5 protein-coding genes are annotated in these 4,567 nt (G+C 37.5%); all 5 read left to right on the top strand.

All coding sequences use genetic code 11. The features are described from left to right. On the top strand, positions 1-331 hold a 331-nt coding region (locus ACW2QF_RS17340), incomplete at its 5' end, for a hypothetical protein (protein ID WP_455717272.1). 234 nt (positions 332-565) lie between these two features. Next, positions 566-1,084: a hypothetical protein gene (locus ACW2QF_RS17335; RefSeq protein ID WP_455717271.1), complete on the top strand. Its 519-nt coding sequence runs from the start codon at positions 566-568 to the stop codon at positions 1,082-1,084. A gap of 81 nt (positions 1,085-1,165) precedes the next feature. Continuing rightward, positions 1,166-2,458, top strand: coding sequence for a DNA primase family protein (locus ACW2QF_RS17330; protein ID WP_455717270.1), 1,293 nt, complete (start codon positions 1,166-1,168; stop codon positions 2,456-2,458). 101 nt (positions 2,459-2,559) lie between these two features. Continuing rightward, a complete protein-coding gene (locus tag ACW2QF_RS17325) occupies positions 2,560-2,721 on the top strand; it encodes a hypothetical protein (RefSeq protein ID WP_455717269.1) in 162 nt (53 codons plus the stop codon). After that, positions 2,718-4,250 (top strand): recombinase family protein, encoded by a 1,533-nt coding sequence (locus ACW2QF_RS17320; protein ID WP_455717268.1) that lies wholly within the window; start codon positions 2,718-2,720, stop codon positions 4,248-4,250. Before ACW2QF_RS17325 ends, ACW2QF_RS17320 begins: the two co-directional genes overlap by 4 nt. Positions 4,251-4,567 lie beyond the last annotated feature (317 nt).

The following is a 4,567-nucleotide window of genomic DNA, read 5'->3' as shown; positions in this document are numbered from 1 at the left end:
TTCTAGAGATATGAAGAAGGCAGAAAGTAAAAAAAATATGAATAAATATATGTTCAGCTATTTTTTGAGTCATAAGGGAAATAAAGGGTATGAAAAAGCAGGGAAAAGAGCACGAAGGAGTTGGAATAAGTTTCGGAGTAAAGTGCTACGGAATACGGTTAGAAGTGAAGTAAAGCCTTGTTTGCCAGATATGAGAGAACTGTTGCAGAAGAAATATCTATACCTTGATATGGGAGAAGGGTTGTTTCTCGTATTGCGAGGGAAAACAGTTGCAAATGCAAAATTGACAAAAGATTGGAGGGCAGCAAGGAAAAAGGGGTACATACTGTAGGTTATCCAATGAAAAAAATTGATTCAGGGGGGACAAAATAGAAAAGCTCGTAAAACTCTTGATTTAGATAGGGTTTGCGGGCTTTTCTTTTGGTTAAAATTGACCCTGTTTTGGCAAAGATAAGCATGTAAAGCTGAGATGATAAACGATGAAACATGACAGGATTGTCGAGTGTTTCAGTGATAAAATGAGTTTGTAATTCAAAAAACATCACTTAAACAGGAGGAAAAAATCATGGCAGTTGTTCATAATTACAAATCTAAAAGTATTTCTAGAATGAAGAAAGAAGAGGCAATCATATTCCGTAAATGTGAGAGGCTAAAGGAAGGGCAGGAGTATATCGCAGAAGTAAAATCACTTACAGCAAAGGGAGAAAATGCTTTTCTGGTGGTAAAACCGTTCAAAAGGCTTGCGGATGGAGCAAAGAAGTTCTATGCTTCTGCAACAGCTATGTTAGAAGGTGACTATGAAACAGGGAGTCTTACAGAACAGCTTATATATGCATTGGGTGAGGTAGAGGATGCCCATGAGTATGTAGGCAAAGAAATTCTTATAAAGATAGAAATCAATAAAAAAGATGGAAAAACATACAATAATATCTCGGAGATTCAGCCTATAGAGGAAGAGAACCCCCTAAAATCTAAAAGAGCTACTGTATCCATACTAAAGTCAGAGGAAGAAGATGTAGACGAAGAGGAAGAATTAGAAGATGAGGATGAAGAAGACCTCTACGAGGATGAAGATGATGAATAATCAAAGGATTTCCCTGTACCTAGTGTTGACTAGGTACAGGGGTAATAGTTACCGTCTGAGTACGAGAAAGGATAAATTGCTATGAGTGATATAACAATTCGTGAGGTGGCAGAGAGCTTGGCAAAGTACCGAAACCTTGTGTTCAACTCAAAAGACCAGAGCTACTATGTCTACTCCTCTAATAAGGGGATCTATGTCAGACAGGATGACGTCCAAATGCAGAAATTGATTTCGGACTTCATTGATAATACAGACGAATTTGACATTGAGTGGGAGCTTCAGAATATAAACTCTATATTTTCCCATACAAAGCTTCTTGTTCCCTATGCAGATAATTTGGGAGCAGATAAAGAGCATATTGTGATGAAAAATGGGGTCTATGACCTCAAAACCAATACCTTGTTGAAACATTCTTCAAAATATCGGGCAATCACAGCTCTTGATTTTTCATATGATGAGACTGCTACCTGTGAACGTTTCGACCAGTATGTTTCAGAGGTAAGTAATAGTAAGGCTATGGAAAAGACATTGTACGAAGTGCTGGGAGTTGCAATAGCTGGAGAAATAAGCCATAACAGGATCATTCTCTGTAATGGTTTGGGAAATAATGGTAAATCAATCTTTTTAAGTATATTAACCAAGCTAGTTGGAATTACCAATGTAACACATACTCCAATTAGTGTTATCAATGGAACAAATGCTTTTGCACGATATGAGCTAGCCTCTTCCAGACTCAATGTCTTGCATGAGCTAGAAAATGGAATAACACTTGAAAAATTGTTTGATGCAAACGTGAAGAAGGCGATTTGTTCTGAGCCGCTTGATGCTGAAATAAAATATGGAGCACGTTTTACTTTTGAACCTATGTTCAATATAATTATTGCGACAAATCATCTTCCGGAAATAGGAAAAGAGATACCGAATAAGGCTATAAAAAGACGGTATTTAATCTTGAACTGGACAAGGATTTTCACAGAGGAAGAGCAAGATAGAAATCTGAAAAGCAAGCTATATAAAGAACTTCCAGGAATTTTCAATAAGGCAATGATTGCCTTACATGAGCTTCGACAGCAAGATTTCAGGTTTTCCGTACAGGATGAATCGGATGCTTTCTTGCAAAGGAAGGTTGAAGAGTGTTTCCCTGAAGCTGGATTTGTTGAAGCTAAGATATATGCTAAGGACAAGCATAGAGTTTCCTATGAAAAGCTGAGACAAGAATACCAGCTTTGGGCGACTGAAAAGGGATTTCTAGAAATACCAGAATCCAACGCTCTCTCAAAATCTTTATACAAGGCGATAAAAGCAAAGAACAATATTACTCAGGGAAAGAGTAATGGTAAACGTTATATCGAAGGCATTGACATAATGAAATAAATTAGAGCGGAGTATGAGCCGTAATTTGCCTTATCATAAGCATATATCATTGTAATAGATAGACAGCATATTTAGGGGCATGCTCCGAGAAAGGAAAGACTATGATAAAGAAAATAAATGTTCGAAATAAAGTAGATAATATAGAGAAACAGATAGGACTTTTTCTTCTGGAGGTACTATATGAACAAGGAGAAATTAATCGAGAAACCTACAGGCTGTCTGTCAATGATTGGAACAAGGAAGAAAGGAGAGAAGTGGCATGAGCGAAACTGCTATAATACAAAATAATATGAATAGCATGGGCTATTTTGTAAAACCAAGGTCGAACCGAACAAAAGAGGGGCAGGTTAGAGTAGCCCTCTATGCAAGGGTCAGCACTCAGCACGAAGAACAGGTAAATGCCTTAGAGGCACAGAAGATATGGCTAAAATCTTTGTGTGAGCTTCACCCCAATTGGAAGAGTGTGGGGTTGTATGTTGATGAGGGACTTACGGGTACAATTGCCAAAAAACGTCAGGGCTTCATGAATATGTTGGAGGATGCTAAAAACGGAAAGTTTGATTTGATTATTACTCGTGAGGTCTGCCGATTTGCACGTAACACGGTAGACTCTCTCAATATTACCCGTGCATTGGCTGATATGAATGTGGAAGTGTTCTTTTTCAATGACAATATATGGTCGCTAGATTCTGATGGGGAGTTAAGACTAACAATTTTTTCAGCATTGGCTCAAGAGGAATCAAGGAAGGTCAGTGAGCGTGCACTTGCAGGTCAGGCAACCAGCCGACAACGTGGAGTTCTATATGGAAATGGAAATATCTACGCATATAAGCTAATCCGTGGAGAGAAATCGGTAGATAATACCTATGAAATTATACCAGAAGAGGCAGAAAATGTTCGGCTTATCTATCAGATGTACTTGAGAGGGATGGGGAAAAAAGCAATTTCAAGGAAAATAATGGAACTTGGAAAAAGTGGAATTGGAAATAAAACTGTATGGAGCTGCGGGAAAATATGGAATATTCTAAGGAATAAAACCTATGCTGGATACAAATGTTACGGTAAATCTGTGACGAGCAACTATCTCACACATAATAGGATAAAAAATAAAGATCGTAGCAGATACGTCTATATGAAAGCAGATTTTCTCCCAATCATTTCCGAAGAGGACTGGGAAGAGGTACAGAAAATCATGGACAGGATGATGAGAAATCCAGAGAAAATGGTGAATAAACTGGTTGCTGTGATGGAAAAGAATTATGTTCCAGACAGAAGCACCAGAATACATAAAGAAGTCACTCTGGTAAAAAAAGATATGGAACAGATAGAAAAGCGTCTGGAAAATCTGCTGTCAGGGTATCTGGATGGGTGCATTGACATAACAGATTATAAAGATAGGAAGGAGAAACTGGAGCAAAGTTATCAGGAGATGAAAGAAGAATATGAATTTTTAGTTCCAACCGAAGAAAGTTATGAACGAAGTCTGGAAGAAAAGAAAACAAGTCTGGAGGTAGTGAAGGACAGAATGAAAGAATTGCTGAATAGTGAGAAGACTGAAGCAGATAAAAAGCTAGTAGATAAGATCGTAAAAAAAATAACTCCCTGTCCAGATAGTGTGGTCAAATGGTACTTGAATTTTCAAAGAAATAAAGTAGAGAAGGAAGAAGATGTTTTGATTGAAAGCTTCTTGATTCATTTTGAAGAAGCACAGGCATACCGTAAAAAGTGTGGAACATACTTAAGAAAGAGCCAGTGGAATGACATTCTGGTAGAGGTATATATTGGTGTATAAGATTTTCTATGTCCCGAGCATGACAATAAAAGGCTCTTTTTTGTTACTCAAAAATAATTACAAGAGGAAAGGAGGTAGAAAAGTGGTGGACACCTATGAGGTAATGAAATGCTGGCTCTATTTGATTGACTGTGTAACTATGTGATTGTTAGTAGAAACTGTAAGGGAGATTCAGTTGAAGGATGCAATAAATTTATGATTCATATATACAGGCTGAAAGACGGAGTAAGCGTATAGGTACAGGGCTGGGAAAAGGACTGGAAAAAGAAAGACCAACTATCAAAAGTCAATAGGTAAATAAAAAAGAATATTGGTTA

This window comes from Anaerosporobacter sp. (genome assembly GCF_965301125.1).
The sequence above is the reverse complement of the archived record's forward strand: the minus strand, read 5'-3'. Positions and strand labels throughout refer to the sequence as shown.

Coding starts and splice junctions, on each gene's coding strand:
- ACW2QF_RS17330 (WP_455717270.1), top strand. CDS start 1,166: ATGAGTGATATAACAATTCGTGAGGTGGCAGAGAGCTTGGCAAAGTAC.
- ACW2QF_RS17335 (WP_455717271.1), top strand. CDS start 566: ATGGCAGTTGTTCATAATTACAAATCTAAAAGTATTTCTAGAATGAAG.
- ACW2QF_RS17325 (WP_455717269.1), top strand. CDS start 2,560: ATGATAAAGAAAATAAATGTTCGAAATAAAGTAGATAATATAGAGAAA.
- ACW2QF_RS17320 (WP_455717268.1), top strand. CDS start 2,718: ATGAGCGAAACTGCTATAATACAAAATAATATGAATAGCATGGGCTAT.